The sequence below is a fragment of the Mucilaginibacter sp. P4_E8 genome, from assembly GCF_056401495.1.
Map to the genome: position 1 here is coordinate 1 of NZ_JBFUJG010000382.1, position 1,360 is coordinate 1,360.

The following is a 1,360-nucleotide window of genomic DNA, read 5'->3' on the forward strand; positions in this document are numbered from 1 at the left end:
GAATAATTGTACTTCTATCTGCCCGCACAAAATATTTCCAGTGTGTATAATATTAATAACATTGATAATAAAATGTGCAGGATAGGATTTTCCCCTAAAGATCTCTAACTATACATTACATAGCTTTAAGTAGTTAGAGTATTTATTAGGAAATATCATGGATTTTTCGTATATTTATCTATGTAACAATAAGTTATAGCAACGTCATTCTCGACTCTCAGATACACTTCCATCCCTCAGATTTATTCCAAATTACTTTTAATGATTCATGACCGTGATTCTACTTAACAGGCGCTTTGTCGCTATGCCCTATTTTTTAAACTTAAACCAACAAAACATTAAGTACATAGACGCTTTAACCTATGTAACTATCAGATCATTTCATAATTCAACTACAGGGCTATGTTATCCTGCTTATGAAACCATTGCAGATAAAGCCGGAACGAGCAGAAGTTTTATAATTAGTTCTGTAAAGAGATTAGAAAAAGCTGGCTTCCTGAATATTACTCATTCAACGAAGAAACATACTTGCAATCAATATCATTTTGATAAGGAACCTCACTTTGAAAGGATACCATACGAACTCTTCGATGCCGATTTATCGGCCAATCAAAAAGCTATGTTATTATGCCTAAGACAGTTTTTTAACGAAGGCCCATTAAGTTCAACCAAAACCATTACGGACTTTGCAAAACTACTTGGCGTTAGCTATAAAACGATATACAGCCAGTTTGTGGTACTTGTAGCCAAAGGATTTATTAATGAAATACACAAAGTTTTCAAAAGTAAAGTCAATGGCAGAAAATGGCTAAAGCTTACCAATAAAATTGATTGGGAATATGAATACGCAATTAAAAATGTATTCCCCTCAAAATCAAACTATTCGTTTATACTTAAAGTTGCCTGAAAAGTAATTTGATATAAGTTAAATTGAATAACGAATCACAAAGAGGCCTTACATTAATTTTGAGTCGGGAGCTAAAAATGCAAGGATTAAACATACGATTTACACTAAGACACAGTTGGTTTTAGACTCCGTAAGTATATAAGCTCTATTGGATTTTTTATTTTCATATTTATTATATGAATTAAAATGGAAGTACATTTCAATATCCACGGATTTAGCTCTCGCCTTAATACCTAACTGATCATACAGTTCCTGTAGCTTTATTTTAACATCAGACACTAAATAAGTGCGATTTAACTTGAAACTTTTTTTTATTAGGTTAATTAACGGATATGCATTTTTTTGTTCTTGAATGTCTAATATGAGTAGCTCCTTTTCAATTGCTTTTTTGTTGAATTTTAATTGCTCAAGCTTGTCGTAACCCATTCGCTCGTAAGCTTCATAGATTAACTG

Annotated in this window: 2 protein-coding genes; one reads left to right on the forward strand and one right to left on the reverse strand. The window is 31.9% G+C overall.

The window, feature by feature from the left end:
* Positions 1-304 precede the first annotated feature (304 nt).
* On the forward strand, positions 305-907 hold the full coding sequence (locus AC1DRQ_RS31575; RefSeq protein ID WP_477430109.1) for a helix-turn-helix domain-containing protein: 603 nt from the start codon (positions 305-307) through the stop codon (positions 905-907).
* Between the two features lie 99 nt (positions 908-1,006).
* Here the strand turns inward: AC1DRQ_RS31575 and AC1DRQ_RS31580 are convergent.
* Positions 1,007-1,360, reverse strand: a 354-nt coding sequence (locus AC1DRQ_RS31580; protein ID WP_477430111.1) for a hypothetical protein, incomplete at its 5' end; no start/stop codon positions are given.